Annotated in this window: 18 protein-coding genes; 9 read left to right on the top strand and 9 right to left on the bottom strand. The window is 72.4% G+C overall.

The features are described from left to right. Window positions 1-68 precede the first annotated feature (68 nt). From ABZV77_RS39795 to ABZV77_RS39780, 4 genes are read right to left on the bottom strand one after another with little or no spacing between them, the layout of a single operon-like run. Window positions 69-2723 (bottom strand): FtsX-like permease family protein, encoded by a 2655-nt coding sequence (locus ABZV77_RS39795; RefSeq protein WP_356267767.1) that lies wholly within the window; start codon window positions 2721-2723, stop codon window positions 69-71. Then, window positions 2720-3382, bottom strand: a complete 663-nt coding sequence (locus tag ABZV77_RS39790) for an ABC transporter ATP-binding protein (protein WP_356267765.1) — start codon at window positions 3380-3382, stop codon at window positions 2720-2722. The genes ABZV77_RS39795 and ABZV77_RS39790 overlap by 4 nt, the downstream gene beginning before the upstream one ends. Further along, window positions 3369-4091 (bottom strand): ABC transporter ATP-binding protein, encoded by a 723-nt coding sequence (locus ABZV77_RS39785; RefSeq protein ID WP_356267812.1) that lies wholly within the window; start codon window positions 4089-4091, stop codon window positions 3369-3371. Before ABZV77_RS39785 ends, ABZV77_RS39790 begins: the two co-directional genes overlap by 14 nt. Further along, a complete protein-coding gene (locus tag ABZV77_RS39780; protein ID WP_356267763.1) occupies window positions 4088-4741 on the bottom strand; it encodes a hypothetical protein in 654 nt (217 codons plus the stop codon). The genes ABZV77_RS39785 and ABZV77_RS39780 overlap by 4 nt, the downstream gene beginning before the upstream one ends. A gap of 153 nt (window positions 4742-4894) precedes the next feature. On the opposite strand from ABZV77_RS39780, the gene ABZV77_RS39775 reads away from it, so the two are divergent. Further along, window positions 4895-6214 (top strand): HAMP domain-containing sensor histidine kinase, encoded by a 1320-nt coding sequence (locus ABZV77_RS39775; protein ID WP_356267761.1) that lies wholly within the window; start codon window positions 4895-4897, stop codon window positions 6212-6214. Between the two features lie 10 nt (window positions 6215-6224). Here the strand turns inward: ABZV77_RS39775 and ABZV77_RS39770 are convergent, their stop codons facing one another. Then, window positions 6225-7157 (bottom strand): M48 family metalloprotease, encoded by a 933-nt coding sequence (locus tag ABZV77_RS39770; protein ID WP_356267759.1) that lies wholly within the window; start codon window positions 7155-7157, stop codon window positions 6225-6227. Then, complete coding sequence (locus ABZV77_RS39765) at window positions 7154-7522, bottom strand: BlaI/MecI/CopY family transcriptional regulator (RefSeq protein WP_356267757.1); 369 nt, start codon at window positions 7520-7522, stop codon at window positions 7154-7156. The genes ABZV77_RS39770 and ABZV77_RS39765 overlap by 4 nt, the downstream gene beginning before the upstream one ends. A 140-nt stretch (window positions 7523-7662) precedes the next feature. Between ABZV77_RS39765 and ABZV77_RS39760 the strand changes: the two genes are divergently transcribed. The 5 genes from ABZV77_RS39760 to ABZV77_RS39740 are packed head-to-tail and all read left to right on the top strand — an operon-like array spanning window position 7663 to window position 11665. Beyond that, window positions 7663-8331: a DedA family protein gene (locus tag ABZV77_RS39760; protein ID WP_356267810.1), complete on the top strand. Its 669-nt coding sequence runs from the start codon at window positions 7663-7665 to the stop codon at window positions 8329-8331. Continuing rightward, window positions 8328-8936, top strand: coding sequence for a phosphatase PAP2 family protein (locus tag ABZV77_RS39755; RefSeq protein WP_356267755.1), 609 nt, complete (start codon window positions 8328-8330; stop codon window positions 8934-8936). Before ABZV77_RS39760 ends, ABZV77_RS39755 begins: the two co-directional genes overlap by 4 nt. A 14-nt stretch (window positions 8937-8950) precedes the next feature. Next, window positions 8951-9682: a phosphatase PAP2 family protein gene (locus tag ABZV77_RS39750; protein WP_356267808.1), complete on the top strand. Its 732-nt coding sequence runs from the start codon at window positions 8951-8953 to the stop codon at window positions 9680-9682. Continuing rightward, window positions 9636-10298, top strand: a complete 663-nt coding sequence (locus tag ABZV77_RS39745) for a response regulator transcription factor (protein ID WP_356267753.1) — start codon at window positions 9636-9638, stop codon at window positions 10296-10298. Before ABZV77_RS39750 ends, ABZV77_RS39745 begins: the two co-directional genes overlap by 47 nt. After that, window positions 10295-11665 carry a HAMP domain-containing sensor histidine kinase gene (locus ABZV77_RS39740; RefSeq protein ID WP_356267751.1) on the top strand — a complete coding sequence of 457 codons (1371 nt, stop codon included), beginning with the start codon at window positions 10295-10297 and terminating at the stop codon, window positions 11663-11665. The genes ABZV77_RS39745 and ABZV77_RS39740 overlap by 4 nt, the downstream gene beginning before the upstream one ends. Here the strand turns inward: ABZV77_RS39740 and ABZV77_RS39735 are convergent. Together ABZV77_RS39735 and ABZV77_RS39730 are read right to left on the bottom strand one after the other, a co-directional pair. Then, window positions 11646-12554 (bottom strand): hypothetical protein, encoded by a 909-nt coding sequence (locus tag ABZV77_RS39735; protein ID WP_356267749.1) that lies wholly within the window; start codon window positions 12552-12554, stop codon window positions 11646-11648. The genes ABZV77_RS39740 and ABZV77_RS39735 overlap by 20 nt on opposite strands. 154 nt (window positions 12555-12708) lie before the next feature. Next, window positions 12709-13548 carry a hypothetical protein gene (locus tag ABZV77_RS39730; protein ID WP_356267747.1) on the bottom strand — a complete coding sequence of 280 codons (840 nt, stop codon included), beginning with the start codon at window positions 13546-13548 and terminating at the stop codon, window positions 12709-12711. Window positions 13549-13756: 208 nt separating this feature from the next. On the opposite strand from ABZV77_RS39730, the gene ABZV77_RS39725 reads away from it, so the two are divergent. Further along, window positions 13757-14761, top strand: coding sequence for a bile acid:sodium symporter (locus ABZV77_RS39725; protein WP_356267806.1), 1005 nt, complete (start codon window positions 13757-13759; stop codon window positions 14759-14761). Window positions 14762-14889: 128 nt separating this feature from the next. Further along, window positions 14890-15726, top strand: coding sequence for an STAS domain-containing protein (locus tag ABZV77_RS39720; protein ID WP_356267745.1), 837 nt, complete (start codon window positions 14890-14892; stop codon window positions 15724-15726). A 23-nt stretch (window positions 15727-15749) separates the two neighbouring features. Here the strand turns inward: ABZV77_RS39720 and ABZV77_RS39715 are convergent, their stop codons facing one another. Further along, window positions 15750-16208, bottom strand: coding sequence for a MarR family transcriptional regulator (locus ABZV77_RS39715; RefSeq protein WP_356267743.1), 459 nt, complete (start codon window positions 16206-16208; stop codon window positions 15750-15752). A gap of 63 nt (window positions 16209-16271) precedes the next feature. On the opposite strand from ABZV77_RS39715, the gene ABZV77_RS39710 reads away from it, so the two are divergent. Further along, window positions 16272-16640, top strand: coding sequence for a VOC family protein (locus ABZV77_RS39710; protein ID WP_356267741.1), 369 nt, complete (start codon window positions 16272-16274; stop codon window positions 16638-16640). Window positions 16641-16651 lie beyond the last annotated feature (11 nt).

Raw genomic sequence — 16651 nt, 5'->3', positions numbered from 1 at the left:
ATCGGCATGCCTTCCGTCCCGTACGTCCGGGGCGCGCACACGGCTTCACGGCCCTGTGGCTCCGTGGCTCACAGGTCGCGGAGCTCCTCGACGGCGGGGCGTCGGGCCCCACGGATGCCGTTCAGGGCCGCGGCCAGTACGGCGAGCAGGGCGGCGGTCGCCGTGAGCGCCAGGTAGATGCCGGGGACGGACAGGTTCGCGGGCGGTGGGTCGAAGACGCCTGTCAGGACCTTGACCAGCATCTGCGACAAGGCCCAGCCGATCGCTGAGCCTCCGGCCAGGCCGGTCGCGGCCAGCAGGAGGGCCTCGGTGAGGACCATGCCCCGCAGCTGGCGGGCCCGCGCGCCGAGGACGGTGGCGATGGCGAAGGTGCGGCGGCGTTCGGCGAGCCCGAGGGCAAGGACGAGTCCACCGGCTCCGGCGGCCAGCAGGACGGCGAAGGCGAGTTCGATGCGGGTGAGTCCGGCGAGGTCGACGGAGGTCAGGCTGGTGCCGATAGTGCCGCGGGTCTGGGTGAGGTCGGTGACGGCGGCGCTGGTGCCCAGGTGCCGGTGCAGCCGGGCGGCGATCTGCTTCTGGTGGGTGCCGCCGGTGTCGAGGAGGAAGGCGCCCACCGCGTCGCTGCCGGTGGTCTTGGCGATGTAGGAGGCGTTGGCGACGAAGAAGCTGTCCTTGGGGGCGGTGGGGAACTCCTTGGCGATGCCGGCGTAGTGGAAGGGCACCGTGCGCAGGGCCTTGGTGCGGGCGTCCTGGATGCGCAGGTCGACCCTGTCGCCGGGGGTGAGCTGGAAGTCGTTGACGGTCTCGACGCTGACCAGCAGGTTGTCCTGGCGCTGGGCCAGTTTGCGCAGGAGCTGGTGGGTGGTGCCACCGGCGAAGTAGGCGTCCTGGAGGGAGGTGGCCTGCGCGATGGTGGCGGGGCGGACGCCGTACAGGTCCTGGAGGTCGGAGCCGACGTAGGCGAAGCGGTGCTGGAGCGGTTCGACGTGCCGTACGCCCGAGGTCCTCAGCCCGGACCCTGCACCGGGGGGTACGCGGGCGCCGGGCGGTTCGGTGACGGTGACGTCGGCGCCGTTGGTCAGGCGGGCGTCGACCTCGGCCTGCTGCTTGTAGGTGGCGTTGAAGACGGCGGTGGAGAGCGCGAAGGACACGGCGAGGGCGAGCAGCACCACCGAGCGGGCCAGCGGGCGGCGGCGCCGGGAGAGGGTGGCGGCGGTGGTTGTGGCGAGGGTCGCGGCGAGCGGGCGGGCGAGGCGGGCCAAGGCGCGGCGGCCGTGGGTGAGGGCGAGGAGGGTGAGGCGCCACAGCAGCAGGGCGGCGCCGGTCCACAGGAGGGCGGGGCCGAGGAAGGCCCAGTACGACACGGAGAGGCTGGGCACGCCCTCCGGGGCGAGGACGAGGGCGTACTGGTTGCCGGAGGAGGCGCGGAAGACCAGCCAGGAGCCGACCAGGAGGGCGAAGTCCAGGCCGTACCGCATCCACCAGGGGCTGCGGGTGCCGCGGGCGCCGGGCTCCTTGCGGGTCTCGGTGACGGTCACGGTGCGCAGGTCGCGCAGGGCGGGGACGAGAACGGCCGCGGCGGCGACGGCGGTGCCGAGCGCGAAGGCGATCCCGTACCTGGCGGTCCAGGTGCCCGCGCCCGCGCCGAAGGATGCGGCGCCGAAGGCGAGGCGGCCGGTCAGTGCGGCGATGCCCAGTCCGGCCAGGCCGCCGAGGAGGCCGATGAGGGCTGCTTCCACTCCCGCGAGCGTGGTGATCTGGCGGGGGCGCAGGCCGCGCAGCCGCAGCAGGCCCTGCTCCTGGCGGCGCCGCTCGCCGCCTGCGGAGGCGACCGCCGCGGTCAATGCGGCGGCAAGGACGGCGCCGGGCACGCCGAGGAAGAGGAAGAGGATCTGGGCGTACGAGGCGTCCTGGCGGGCGGAGTCGAGGGCGGAGCCGACGTTGTCGCCGACAAGGGCGCCGCCTGCGGAGCGGGCCTCCAGATTGTGTGCGGCGCGGGTGACGGCGGTGAAGGCGGCGGCCGGGTCGGAGGGCAGGCGTGCGGCGTCGCGGGCCGCGTGGATCTGGGTGGTGACGGCGGTGGCGCCCCGGGTGAGCGCGGCGAAGCGGGCGGCGGGCAGCAGGACGACGTTGTCCGGGGGCGCGGTCGGCTGGGACTGGCTGGGCGCGCCGACGGTCTGGAACAGGGAGTCGGCCTGGGGCAGGTCGATGACGCCGTCCACCCTTACCTGCCTCGGCCTGCTGGTGCCGGGGAGCTGGATGGCGATGGTATCGCCGGGGGCGGCGTGCAGGTTGGCGGCGGTCTGCTGGGCCAGCAGGACCCCGTTCGGGGAGCCGGAGAGGGTGCGGATCGTGTCGGGGAACAGACGGCGGTAGCCGTCGGGCATGCCGAGGGCCATGCCGGGTCCTGTGGTCTGGGTGCTGCCCTGGACGCGGGTGGTGAAGCCGGTGGTGCGGGCGTAGCCGACGGGCAGGGCGGCACGCGTGTCCGGCGTCGTGCGGATGAGGGACTGCACCTTGTTCGGGTCGGCGCCGGGCTGTACCTGGACCTGCCAGTCGACCGCGACCGAGCGCACCGCGCGCTGGGTCATGGTCGCTTTCGACGCGGTGAGGAAGGAGCCCAGCGCGGCGACGAGGGCGACCGCGAGGGCGATGCCCGCCGACGCGGCCAGCAGGCGTCCGGTGCGGCGGCGGGCCAGAGCGGCCACCCACGAGGTGATCATGACACTGCCTCCGGTGCGAGCAGCCGCCCGTCGCGCATGGTGCGCCGGATGGTGAGCCGGGCGGCGACGGCCGGGTCGTGGGTGGTGACGACGAGGGCGGCGCCGGTGTGGTCGGCGGCCGTGAGCAGGGCGTCCAGGACGCGGGTTCCGGTGGTGTGGTCGAGGCGGCCGGTCGGCTCGTCGGCGAGGATCAGGCGCGGCGAGAGGGCGAGGACCCGGGCGGCGCCCACCCGCTGGGCCTGCCCGCCGGAGATCTCCTCGGGCAGCCGCTCCGCCAGATCGGCCGCGCCGACCAGCGCGAGTGCCGCGAGCGCGGCCTGCCCGGCCTCGCCTTCCGGCCGACCGGCGAGGACCAGCGGGAGTGCGGTGTTCTCGACCACGTTGAGCGCCGGGATCAGGCTGTCGCCCTGGAAGACCAGGCCGATGTCGTACGGGCCAAGGGAGGCGGCCCGCCGCACCGTGCCGCTGGTGGGCTGTTCGAGCCCGGCCAGCAGGTGCAGCAGCGAGCTCTTGCCCGAGCCGGAGGGGCCGACGACGGTGAGCCGGTCGCCCGGGCCGATCTCCAGGTCGGCGCCGTGCACGGCCACGACCGCCTGCGCGCCCCGACCGAAGGTGAGAGCCGCATCTGCGCAGGCCACGAGCACGTCAGCGCGTGACATCGGGTACCCCCTGCTGCGATGCGGGGCGGGTGGCCTCGGCGGCCCCGCCGTCCGCCAGTTCGATCACACGGTCGGCGTTGCGGACGACCTCGACGCTGTGCGTCACGATCAGCACCGCGCATCCCCGCGCGGCTCGCTCCCGCAGCATCACCAGGACCAAGTGCTCCGTCTCCCCGTCCAGTTCGCCGGTCGGCTCGTCGGCCAGCAGGACTTCGGGCGCGTTGGCCAGCGCGACGGCGAGACCGGCCCGCGCCAGCTCTCCACCGGACAGCTGCCGGGGCAGCGCGTGCGTCCGTTCGCCGAGCCCCACCTGGGCGAGCAGTTCCCCGGCCGAGGCGACGGGCCTTTTGCCGACGGCCCGTTGGGGCAGGCGGACGTTGTCGCGCACGCTCAGCTGGGGCAGGAGATTGCGGGACTGCAGCAGCACGCCGATGTGCCGGGCACGCAGCCGGGCCCGCTCGGTCTCGGGCCGGTGGCTGATCCGAACGCCGCCCACGCGGACCTCGCCGCCGGACGGCTCGTCCAGCCCCGCCAGACACGCAAGGAGGGTCGACTTGCCGGACCCCGAGGGCCCCACGACCGCCACCGTCTCGCCCTGCCGCACCCGCAGCGACACCCCGCGCAGGGCCAGGGTCTCCTCCTCGCCCGCACGGTAGAAGCGGTACAGCTCACGGGCGGCGAGAACCGTCTCGGGCTCCACGGTGGTCACCGCCAGGTGAAGGAGTCGCTGACGATGCGCCACGGGTCGACGTTGTCGGCCTTGACCGGCCCGGACAGGGTCAGTTCGACCTCGTGGCCGGACCGGTAGTAGGCGTACCGCTCGAAGGCGTCGCGCACCACCTTGCCGGTGACCGGGTCCTTCGCCGCGTCCCCCTGGTAGGTGATCCGGACGACCCGGCCCGCGTGCCGGGTCACTTCCGAGACCTTCGAGGCGGCGAACTTCGTTACTTGGGAGCGCAGTTGCGGGACGACCTTGGTGGTGACCGAGCCGACGGTGGGGGCGGCGGACGCGGAGACCGCCGTGATCCGCACGGTGTTCAGCTTGTCCGTGAATACCGTGCTGTTCCCCGGCTCGGTGCGGGCCCAGCCCTCGGGCACCTTCACGGTGAAGCCGGTGAAGGAGCCGCCGGTCGGCCGGTAGGCGACGTACGCCTGGTTGTCGGGGATGTCGCCGGGCGGATTGGACTCGGCGGGGGCCGCGTTGCCCTGCCCGTTTCCAGAGTGCTCCGAGGAGGTGGCCGGTGATGACGCCGTCGAACCCGTACCGGAGTGCGAGCCGGAACCGGAACAGCCCGCTGCCACCGCCGTGACGAGCGTCAGTCCGACGACGACCGCGGATGTCCGTGCGTGTGCTGCCATCACCACTGCCCTCCAAGGAGTTCCGCGGACCTAACGGTCATGGCGTCCACGCTAGGGAGCGGCCGGTTAACGCCCGGCCCGCCGAGGGTTAGACGACGGCAAAACCGTGCGGCTCGCTCCCCACCTGCGGACGGGCCGCCGCATGATGAGGACATGAGACAGCGTGTGGTGCGAGTCGCCCTGACTGCCGCCCTGGTCGCCGTCGTCCTCCTCGCCGTCCCGCTGGCCCTGGCCATCAGGTCCTCCCTGTACGCCGCTCAGCGCGACACCCTGGAACGCGCGGGGCTCGCCGCGGCCGTCAGAGTGAGCCCGGACTATGTCACCGGTGACCCGGCGGAGCTGCCGCCCGCGCCCGCCGGAGGGCGCGTTGGCCTGTACGACCCGCACCAGCGGCTCCGGGCGGGCAGCGGCCCCGAGAAAGGGGACGCACCCGTCCGCCGTGCCTTCGGCGGAGAGGTGACCAGGGGACAGCCGGACGGTGAACTGGTGGCCGCCGTGCCGGTCGCCCGCGCCGAGCAGGTGATCGGCGTGGTCCGCGCATCCTCCCCCGACGACGCCGTACGCGACCGGGTTCTCGCCGCGTGGGCCGCCCTGCTGGGCGTGACCGTGATCGCGTTGGCCGTCGCGGTGGTCGTCGCCCGCCGTCAGGCCCGGGCACTGGCCGCCCCGCTGGAGGACCTTTCCCGCCACTGCCGGGCCGTCGCGGACGGCGATCTGAACGCGCGAGCGGCGGTCGGCGGCATCGCGGAGATCGACCAGGTGTCCCACACCCACAACGCCATGCTGCACCACCTGTCCGAACTCCTGCGCCGCGAGCGCGACTTCACCGCCAACGCCTCGCACCAGCTGCGCACCCCGCTCACCGGACTCCAGCTGACCCTGGAGGCCGGGCTCGCCCAGGACGACGTCGGCCCGGCCCTACAGGAAGCGCTCGCCGCCACCCACCGCCTGAACCACACGGTCGAGGAACTTCTGCGTCTCGCCCGCGCTGATGGCATGACCCGGGCTCCCTCGCCCGACCGGCCGGTGGCACGCCTGTTGCGGGAGACGGAAGAGCGGTGGCACGGCCTGTTCGCCCGGCACGGCAGACGGCTGGAGCTCACCGGCGGCCAGGACACCGGCGACGTACGCATCCCGGGCGGCCCGGTGGCGGAGATCCTGGGCGTCCTGCTCGACAACGCCCGCGTGCACGGGCGCGGCACCGTCCGGCTCACGGTCCGCGACCTCGGTGACGCCCTGGCCTTCGACGTCACCGACGAGGGCCGGGTGTCCGAAGACCCGGCGCAACTCTTCGAGCGGGGCCGCAGCGCGGGCGGCGGCAGCGGGATCGGCCTGGCCCTGGCCCGCGACCTGGCGACGAGGCTGGGCGGCAGGCTGTCGGCCACGCGCGCCGCTCCCGCCACCTTCACGCTGCTGGTCCCCGCCGGTGTCCACCGTGACGAAGAACCCGGTCCAACCGGCACGCCCCGGTGACGGCGGCTGCTCAGCGGCCGGCCTCGCCCTGGGCGACCTCGATGTCCTGGTGAACGCTGAGCGCGACGGTTGCCGCAGTGGCGCAGGACGCCAGCGCGCAGACGGCCAGCAGGGCGGCGATCCAGGATGTGGCCCGCGAGGACCGGGTGGCGGGGGAAAGGAGGGCGGCCACCCGCTGCGGCACGGGGCCGGTGGTGGCCGCGGGTGTCACCACGAGCCGGGAGGTGTCGCTCGCGTGTGCGGCCAGGGCGGCGCGGGCGATGGCGCGCGCGGTCAGGCGGCGGTCGCCGACGGCGGTGGCGGCGGCCTCGTCGGCGGCCCGCTCGGCGGCAAGCCGGATCGTCTCGCGGACCGGGCGCAGGGCCGGATGGCAGTGGGCGGCAAGCTCGGCCGCGGCCAGGAAGTAGTGGTGGCCGCCCGCGTTGTGGGCGCGCTCGTGCGCGAAGAGCGCCTCGCGCTCGCGGGCGTCGAGGCTGCGCAGCATGGCCGTGGTGACGACGATGCGGTGCGGGCGGCCGGGCAGGGCATACGCGTCGGGGTGCGGGGACTCGACGACGCACAGGTCGCCCGCGGGGGGCCTGCGGTCGGCTTGGGACCGGGCGGTACGCAGAGCCGTGGTCTGCCGCACGACCGAGCGCCCGAGGGTGAGCGCGGCGAGCACGAGCAGTCCGGCGGCGAGCGCGGCCAACGGCAGGACCAGCCGAACGGTGGGCGTCCGCAGCGGGTGCACCAACTCGCCCAGCGGAGCGAAGGCCGGGATCTTGAACAGCCCGGTCAGGGCCAGCGTGCCGAGTGCCGCGACGCTGCCCGCCGCGAGGAGGAGCGCCGAGGCGGTGAGCGTCCACAGGGCGGCCACCGGCGAGCAGCGGCCCAGGATCCGGCACGTCAGCAGCGGCGCCACACAGGGCAGCAGCAGGGGGATCAGCAGCACCGCGAGCGTCATGAGCCCTCGTCAAGGAGGCGGCGCAGGACCTGCTCGTCGTCCGGGTCGAGTTGGGCGACGAAGCGGGCGAGGACCGTCTCGCGGTCGCTGTCGCGGTCGAGTTCGCCGTGCATGCGCAGGGCGGTCAGGCCGTGCGGGTCCTGTATGGGGCGGTAGGCGTAGCCGCGGCCCTGCCGCTCACGCAGGAGCGACCCCTTCTCGTGCAGGCGGGACAGGATCGTCGTCACCGTGGTCCGGGCAAGCCCGGAGGCGAGTTCGGCCTGGACCTGGGACGGCGTGAGGGCGGCGTCTGCCGCCCATAGTGCGGCCATCACCGCGGCCTCCAGTTCGCCCGCCGACCGCCGGTCGTCCTTCTCGCTGCTCATGGGAACGATCCTCACCTCCGCAGCGTCTACAGTAACGTAGACCGTCTACAGATTTGTAGTCAGTCAGGTGCTGCGCATGCCGGTTGCTGTGCGCGAGAGCGCCGCACTTCCGGTCGTCCGTAAGGAAGGGACTCATGCCGATGACCACACCCGTGGTTCTATCGTCGCAGCTCGCGGTGAACCCGCTCAATGCCCAGTCGCTCCTTGCCGCCTTCGGCGTGCTGGGGGTCGGCGTGGTGATGTTCGCCGAGACGGGCCTCCTGATCGGCTTCTTCCTGCCGGGTGACTCGCTGCTGTTCACGGCGGGCCTGCTGTGTACAGGAGGCGGGCAGCACGGCGTCCGGCTGTCGCTTGCGCCGCTGCTGGCCGCCGCGGCGTTCGGCGCGCTGGCCGGGGCGCAGTGCGGCTATCTGATCGGGCGCCGGGCAGGCGGAGCCCTGCTGGCCCGCGGCCGTTCGGCGCGGCTGCGCGAGGGGGCGAAGCGAGCAGAGGAACTGCTCGCGCGCTACGGGCACGCGAAGGCGATCGTCCTGGCGAGGTTCGTGCCGGTGGTGCGGACCGTGCTCAATCCGATGGCCGGGGCGCTGGGGGTGCCAGCCCGGGTGTTCACCAGGTGGCAGGTGGCTGGCGGACTGGTGTGGAGCGTCGGCCTGACCCTGGCGGGGTACGCGCTGGGCTCCTCGATCCCGAACGTGGACCGCTATCTGCTGCCGCTGGTCGCGCTGATCGTGGCGGTGTCGCTGCTTCCGCTCGCCGCAGAGCTGTACCGCAGCCGCCGGCGCGGCACGGAGAAGGAGGCCCGAGGATGAGCCTCGCGTTCGACGGGGCGTCGATCGACGGCTCCGGCTACCGGGACGTGGCGGACCTGGCGCAGCGCTCGCCGGGCTGGCTGGACACCGCGGTGACGGTGTGGTCGGCGTACGGCCTCGCGGTGTTCGCACTGCTCATGATCCTGGGCTGGTGGCAGGCCCGGCGCGTGGGCGCCGCAGCTGCGGTGACGGCACTGGCTGTTCCGATGGTGGCGGCCCTGGCGTTCGTCCTGGACGACGTCCTGAAGCTGATCGTCCGGGAGGACCGGCCGTGCCAGAGCCTTCAGGTGCGGACCCTGGAGGCGTGCCCGGCGCCCGGCGACTTGTCCTTCCCCAGCAATCACGCGGCCATCGCCGCGGCGGTGGCCGTGGCGCTGCTGATCGTCTCGCGGTGCCTGGGCGCAGTGGCCTGTGTGGCGGCGGTCGCCATGGCGGCCTCGCGGGTCTGGGTCGGCGTGCACTATCCGCACGACGTCCTGGCCGGGCTGCTCGTGGGCGCGCTCGTCGCCCTCGCCTCGATGCTTGTGGTGGGGCGTCGGTCCTCGGCACTGGCCCGGCGGATGACGGCGGCAGCTCCGCTGCGTCTGCTGCTCACGGCCTCATGAACCGCGTCGATCCCGTGGATCGGAGGGACGCCGCGGATCTGCTCGTCAGCGTCGCGCTGGGTGCGTGGGCGGCGTTCGGGGTCCTGGCCCTGGTCGTAGTCGGCCGGGCCGGTTCACCACTGTGGCTGGACGACGGTTTCCTCGCCCGGTCGGTCGGCCACCGCCCGGAGGTGGCCGTGACCGTGGCGCGCGGCGTGACGGCCTCCGGTACCGGCGTGGTTCCGTACATACTCGTCGTCCTGGCCGGGATCGTGGCGGGACGCACGGTGCGGCACCGGCTGCTCGCCGCCGTCATCGCGCTCGCCTGCCTAGGCTCGGGACAAGCACTGCGGTACGCCGTGATGGAGTACGCGCACCGCGCGAGGCCGCCGCGGGGCGACTGGACGGCGCACGCGAGCGGCTGGTCCTTCCCGTCCGGGCACACCACCACGGCTGCCCTGACCGCCGGTCTGCTGATCGCCGCGCTCACTCTGCGCCGCCCACGCGGCGGCACTTCGCTCCGGATCGCCGTGGGTTGCTGGGCCCTGCTGGTCGGACTGACCCGGGTCTTCCTCGGCGTGCACTGGTTCACCGATGTCCTGGGCGGTTGGCTGTTCGCCCTCGGCTGGCTGGGGACGTACCTGTGCGCGGCCGCCCATCTGTTGCCCGCTCCCTTCCTCACTCGCACGGCGGCCTCCGCCCCGCAGCCGATGGAGAACCATGCGCCCCAAGATCCTGGTGGTGGAGGACGATCACGCCCTGCGTGACGTGCTCCGCCGCGGCCTGCGGGACGAGGACTTCGACCCCGTTCCCGCCGCCGACGGCGCTACGGCCCTGCGGTTGGCCACCGCAGACATCGCCGCACTCGTCCTGGACGTCGGGCTGCCCGACGCGGACGGCCGGGACGTGTGCCAGGCGCTGCGCGCCAACGGATTCCGCGCCCCGGTCGTCTTCCTGACCGCCCGTCACCACCTCACCGACCGGCTGGCAGGCTTCTCCGCCGGAGGCGACGACTACCTGCCCAAGCCCTTCCACCTCGCCGAACTCGCCGCCAGGCTGCGCGCCGCACTCAAACGCGCAGGCCCCCGCTCCCCGGCCACGACCGGTGACCTGGTCCTGGACGCGATCGGCCACCACGCCACCGTGCACGGCATCCGCGTCCCGCTGTCCCCGACGGAGTTCCGGCTCCTCGCCCCGCTCGTCGCGGCGGACGGCGACCTCGTGCGCCGCCGCGACCTGGTCCGGGCGGGCTGGCCCGAAGGCGCGCAGGTCAGCGACAACACCCTGGACCAGTACCTGAGCCGGTTGCGCCGCAAACTGCGCGAGGCAGGCAGTGCCCTGACGATCGGCACCGCGCGCGGGGTCGGGCACCGCCTGTCGTGAACCGCACCCGGAGCGTCGCGCGCCGCTTTGCCCCGCGCACCCTGCGCGGCCGCCTCTCCCTCGTGGCGCTGGCCACCGCCGCCCTGCTGATGACGGTGCTGACCGTGGTGTTCAACGCCGTGATGGACGAGCACCTGCGGCGCCAGGCGGACCACGGACTGCGCGACCGGGCGGCAGCGGTGGCCACGACCGTCGACACCAGCGGACCTCGCGTACGCATCCTGGAGACCGCCAACGACCGCCTGCTCGACACGAATGTGTGGATCTACGCCGGAACCCGTCTACTGGAGAAACCGCCGTCCGCCACGGCCGACAGCCCGCTCACCCGGGCCGCCGACGGGCTGGCGGCGCAGGACGGGCGGGCCTGCGCCACCGTCCACGCCATCCGGCTGTGCTCGCGGCCCCTCACCGGCCGCAGGGCCACCGCCACCGTCGTCACCGCCCTGGACCTGACTCCGTACCGCAATTCGGCGGACACCCTGCTCCTTGGATCACTCGTCCTGGATGTGATCATGCTCGGCTGTACGTACGCACTGACACGGCTGTCCGTCGGCCGGGCGCTGCGCCCGGTGCGGACAATGACGGACCAGGCCACCCAGTGGAGCGCGGTAGCCTCCGACGAGCGCTTCGGCACCGCAGACCACCCCGCCGAACTGGCCCGCCTCGGCGCCTCGTTGGATGCGCTCCTGGACCGCATTCGCATCGTGCTGCGCCACGAACAGCAGCTGACGGGCGAGCTGTCCCACGAACTGCGCACGCCGCTCACCCGGATCGTCATGGAACTCGACTGGTGGCGCTCCCGCCCCCGTACGGACGCCGAGACCCGAGCCACCGTGGAGGTGATCGTCGAGGCCGCCCGGTCCATGCGCACCATCTGCGACACCGTCCTGGACGACGCGCGAGAGAACGCCCTCACCCCGGCAACGGCCCCCGGCACCACCGACGTCGTGCCCGTCATCGACCGCCTGCTCCACAACCTCGCCCCATCGGGCCGAGTGAGAACCGTGCTGGAACCGGCAACACCCACGCTGGAGGCGGGAGTTGCCCCTGCTCTCCTCGAACGCATCCTCAGCCCCCTGCTCGCCAACGCCGTCCGCTACGCCCGCTCCCAGGTGACCGTGTCCGCACGGCAGCTCCCCGGAGCCGTACGCATCGACGTCGTCGACGACGGCCCCGGAGTGCCGCAGACGTTCGTGGACGAACTCTTCCAGCCCGGCCGACGCGCCGACGCCGACGACGGACACGACGGCGCGGGCCTGGGGCTGCCCCTCGCACGACGCCTGGCCCGCGCCGTCGGCGGCGAAGTGGCCCACGACCCCGGGCACACCCCCGGGGCCGCCTTCACCGTTAGTCTGCCTGCCGGGTGACCGGGACGGCTGAGGCCCGGCGCTCCCGCACCTGGGCGTACGCCATCATCCCGAACAGCACGGCGAGCAGGACGGCGGACGAGCCCGCGGTGCCGAGATCGAGCCCGCCCTTGGCGACCGGCTTGGTGAGGAAGTCGCCCGCGGTGGCGCCCAGCGGGCGGGTGAGGACGAAGGCGATCCAGAACAGCAGCACGTTGGGCACCAAGGGCGCCTTCATCAGCACGACGAGCACCGCGAGCAGACCGGTCACCAGAAGCGCCCCGCCCGCGAAGCCGAGGCCGGAGCTGTCGGACAGGAAGTCACCCATGGAGGTGCCGAGCGTGTTGGACACGAGGATCGCCGACCAGAACAGGGCCTCGCCCTTGAACGTGACGATGTCGCGGATCTGGAACGTCATCCCGCGCGCCCTCCAGACAACGAAGATCGCCAGGAGGATCGAGATGAGGATCGCCGCCCCGACGGGGTAGCCGAGGCCGAGGCCCTGCGGCCCCCAGCCCAGCGAAGTGGCTTTGCCCGCGAGGTATTTGGCGCTGGCGTCGCGGTTCATGAAGTCGGACATCGTGGTACCGGCCATGCTGGTCGACAGGATCACGGTCCAGTAGAAGAACGGGTTGTAACGGCGTGACCGCAGCTGGACCACCAGCGTCACCACGAAGACGAGGAACAGCGCGATCGTGGTGAGGAAGTAGCCGAGCTTCAGGGTCTGCGCGAAGAGATCGCCCGCCGTTTCGCCCAGGGTCGTCGCGGCGACCTTCATGATCCAGAAGGTGAGCGTGACCTCGGGCAGCTTCTTCATCACCGACTTCGCGGTACTCGACGTACCCGACGGGCCCGACGCACCCGACCTGCTCGTCACGTCGGGATTGGTGAGGACTTCCGGCTTCTCCACTTCAGCTTCTCCACTCCAGTCGTACGACAGGGTGCTCGTCGCGAACCGGACGAGCACCCTGAGGGATGCTGGACCGCCCACCGACGGCGGCCGCGCACACCGACCCTGGCGCCAAGAGCCTGAACGCATCCTGAACGCGGGTCGGTTCGGCAGGTCAGGCCGGGAGCCCGGCCCCCCTCTCCGGCTCGGCGACGTCCTTGCGTGTCACCGCCAGATACACGACCAGGCCGAGGATGACGGCCAGGAACAGGACGCTGGTCACCACCGTGCCCAGGCCCAGGCCGCCGTCCCCGGTCGGCTGGGAGAGGTAGTCGCCGATCGAAGCGCCGAGCGGCCGGGTGAGGATGTACGCGACCCAGAAGCTCCACACCGCGTCGAGCCCCAGTGCGAAGTGCGCGACGGCCACCGCCGCGATGCCGACCGCGAACAGGACGGCGGCGAGCCAGTAGCCAAGGGCCATGCGCTCGGAGACCAGGTCCCCGGCCGCGGTGCCCAGGGCGAACGTGAACAGCACCGCGAGCCAGTAGAAGGACTCCCGTCCTGTGGTGTCGATGCTGTGGATGGACAGCGTCCGCTCCCGCCGGAACCAGACGACGAACACCACCGCGAGGGCGATCGCGAACACCGCCGTGCTCGTCTCCAGTGGCACCCCCATGTTGTCGGTGAGGTTGTCGCTGATCAGCGTGCCGACGACGCTGATCAGGGCCACGGCGAGCCAGTACACGCCCGCCCGGTACGCGTGCGTGCGGAACTGCACGACCAGCACCCCGGCCAACAGTGCGCTCATCAGCACCGACACACCGGTCAGGCCGAGCCCCGCCTTCTCGTTGAGCAGGTCGGCCGCGGTCTCGCCGACCGTCGTGCACAGCACCTTGATGATCCAGAAGTAGACGGTGACCTCGGGCACCTTGTTCCAGCGCAGCCGGTGCCGCGCGGACACGGAAGGCTCACCGGTCGCGGGGACCGCGGATGTCTCAGACGTTTCGTGGGTCATGGCGGACGACCGTGCCACCGGAAACCTGAACGCATCCTGACCACCGCGCGGCACCGCGCACACCGCACGTCTTCGACCAGCAGCATGGACGTCGTGAACCCCTCATCGGCCCCTCGCATACCGGCGCTGCTTCCCGCTCCCACGCCCGTGACGGAGGAAGGCCGCCGTGACCACCCCTACCGCCCGCCGCCCGCCGACTGACCGTGCAATGAGCTGGCTGCGCCACCGGCTCGGCCGCGCGATCGTCCTCGCCTACGCCGCCGCCCTCCTCCTGCCCGGCCCCGGACTGTGGCTGCGCCGACCCCACGCGCTGGCGCTCGGCGATCCGGGCGACCTCCCCCTGCCCACCGCCCAACTCCTGCTCTCCCTAGTCCTGTTCTCCGCAGGACTCCAGGTGCCCGTACGCGCGCTCGGCGCCCTGCTCCGCCGCCCGACCGCCCTGCTCGCCGGACTCGTCCTGCACCTGGCCATCCCGCTCCTCGCCATCCCCGCCGTCGCCTTCCTGCTGCACCAGACCCCCGACGCCGACGGCGGCAGCGGCCTGATCACCGCGATGATCCTGATCGTGGCCATGCCCGTCGCCGCCGGAGCAACCGTATGGACCGGCAAGGGGGACGGCGGCGACCAGCCGACCATGGTGGGGCTCGTCCTCGTCTCCACGCTCCTCAGCCCCCTCACCATCCCGCTGCTCATCAGCACCCTGCAGCCCTTGCTCAGCGGCGAATACGCGCACGTGTTCACCCGAGCCGGACACCCCACCCACGGCGGATTCGCCCTGGTCGGCGTGGTCCTGCCCTGCGCGACCGGCATCCTGTTCCGCCTGGCACTACCCGAACCGTGGCTGACCCGGGCACTCGGCGTCGTCGGTCCCTGCGCCCTGGCCGGCTCGCTCCTGCTGACCTACGTCAACGCCAGCGGCGCACTGGGCACCTTCCTCGCCCGCCCGCGCCCGCTGCTGCTCGCCGCCGCGCTGACCGTGGCCACGCTCGTCTGCCTGCTGTCCTTCGCCCTCGGCCACGGCGCCGCGCGCCTGCTGAGACTGGAGGCCCCCGCGGCGTCATCCCTCACCCTCGCCTGCGGCATGAACAACAGCAGCGCGAGCGCGGTCCTGCTCACCACCACCCTGCCCGACAAACCCCATCTGCTGCTGCCCGTGCTGGCCTACGGATTGCTCCAGAAGACAGCCGCGAGCAGAGTCGTACGACAGCGTTGACCCAGCGCCGTGCCAGCCGGGCGATCCGCCCGCTCGCGCTGCACGTTTGTGATCGATACGGCGCCGAGGCCGACCGGCTGCGGGAAGCACGCCCGGCATGCCAGCCAGTGGTCCTAGCGTGGGCGGGCATGCAGCCGATGAGCAGCGCCGCCAGCCACACCGCAGTGCAGTGGTCAAAGACGTCATCGGCGCTGCCCGTCAGCGTCGTCGAAGGGGACGGCAGAGTCCTCGTCCGTGTCGCCGGTGAGCTGGACATCGCCTCCGTGCCGGACCTGGCCAAGGCGCTGCAGCGCGCTGTCGAGCATCCTTGCGGCCGCGTCCTGGTGGATGCCAGCCGCGTGACGTTCTGCGGGACGGCGGGGGTGGAGCTGCTGCTGCACACCGCCCGGCAGGCCAGAGCGGCAGGCGGCAGCCTCGTGCTGCAGCGGGCCCACAGCAGCGTGCTGCGCGCGCTGCAGCTGTGCGGTGACGCGGAAGGGGAGCGGATGGCCCGCGAGTCGGCGACGGTGCCGCTGCCGCGGCATGAACGGCTCCTGCGGCTCTCGGTGCTCTCGGCCGCCTTGTCCGCCGCCTTCACCATCACCGGCGCCCCGATGGGAAATGCCCAGCTCTACCAGCCGCAGGACGGCACACTGCAGATCGTCGCCCAACGCGGCTTCCAGCAACCGTTCCTGACCTACTTCGCGACGGTGGCCGACCGGGACACCGCCTGCGCCGTCGCCGCACAGGACCGTCTGCCCGTCCTCGTCGACGACGTGGCCGCCAGCGCACTCTTCTACGCCACCCCGGCACTGGACGTGCTGCAGGAAGCGGGCGTCGGCGCCTGCGTCTCCCTGCCCATCACCGCCGCGGACGGCACTCTGATCGGCGTCGTCTCCACCCACCACCCACACGCCACACGTTTCACCGACGAACAGCGCCGCGCCCTGCAACGACTCGGCACCGCCGCCCATCTCGTGAGCTGAATGCAGCCACCGTCGCATGCCGCTTACGCGCCGTTGTCGCCTTCGCGCAGGGAATGAATCATGCTCTGCAGGCTCCGGAACGCACCTGACTGCTCGGTCTCGGTCATCCCTGCCAGCATTCTGACCTCGACGGACCGGACCGCCACGGTCGCCTTCTCCAGGCTCCGTCGGCCGCGGGCCGTGAGCTTCGTGGGAAGAACCTTCCCGACGGGTGCCTCCGCGGGCCTGGTCACGTAGCCCTCTCGTTCCAGCGCCTGGAGCAGCACGTTCATCGTCTGCCGTGTCACGAACGCGCCTCGCGCGAGCTCCGAGTTCGACAAGCCCGGCCGTTGGGCCAGCAGTTCGAGGCAGGAGTAGTGCGTCACGCTCATCCCAAGCGGCCGCAGCACCTCCTCCATGGCTGCGCGCAGGGCGCTCGAAGCCTCCTTCAGCAGGTAGCCCAGTGATTTGTCCAGGTCGACGCCAGCACCGCTTTGACTCATGTCAGGAGTCTGACATACGTTGGTGCGTGTCAGGAATCTGACACGGAGAGAAGGAGCAGCATCATGCCCGTCACCGGCCCCGACTTCATCTCGCTCCAGGCGCGCGACCTCGACGCTTCGCGGGCGTTCTACGAGCAGTACCTCGGCCTCGTCCGCTCGCAGGCCGGACCTCCGCACGCCGTCGTCTTCGAGACGAAGCCGATCGCGTTCGCACTCCGCGAGGTCATTCCCGGCACCGATCTCGCATCCGTCGCCCAGCCCGGCATCGGTGCCGCGATCTGGCTGCACGCCACCGACGTCCAGGCCATCCACGACGCTCTCGTCGCCGACGGTCACACCATCGTCTCCGCGCCGATCGACGGCCCGTTCGGCCGGACGTTCACCTTCGCCGACCCCGACGGCTACCAGGTCACGCTCCACGACCGCGCCTGACAAGCGGAGTG

The organism is Streptomyces sp. NPDC004732, from assembly GCF_040609235.1.
Lineage (GTDB): Bacteria > Actinomycetota > Actinomycetes > Streptomycetales > Streptomycetaceae > Streptomyces.
Note: the sequence above shows the minus strand (reverse complement) of the source record. Positions and strands in the feature narration are given on the sequence as shown.